This is a genomic window from Sphingopyxis sp. Q841 (genome assembly GCF_052384365.1).
Lineage (GTDB): Bacteria > Pseudomonadota > Alphaproteobacteria > Sphingomonadales > Sphingomonadaceae > Sphingopyxis > Sphingopyxis terrae_A.
In genome coordinates this window covers 1-237 of record NZ_JBQSUM010000014.1, presented here as the reverse complement: position 1 = coordinate 237, position 237 = coordinate 1, and the positions used below count along the sequence as shown (strand labels likewise).

At 60.3% G+C, this 237-nt stretch carries 1 protein-coding gene; it reads left to right on the top strand.

All coding sequences use genetic code 11. From position 1 onward, the window contains the following. The coding region (locus tag ACT17R_RS17645) for an integrase core domain-containing protein (protein WP_444810014.1) at positions 1 to 211 on the top strand (211 nt) is incomplete at its 5' end. Positions 212 to 237 lie beyond the last annotated feature (26 nt).

Below are 237 nucleotides of genomic sequence, written 5' to 3'. Positions count from 1 at the left end.
ATGCCTCAACGAGACCCTGTTCACGTCGCTGGCGCATGCCCGCTTCGTGCTCATGGCTTGGCGGCACGATTATAATCACGTCAGGCCGCACTCGAAACTGGGCGGGCAAACCCCCGCCGAGATCGCCGGCCAATGGTCCTGGGGGCATGCCCCCAGGACCATTGCCATCCCATCAATCAACCATCATGAAGGAGCCGGACTCTACCTCTGACTGGTAACAATCAGGGGAGCACGTCA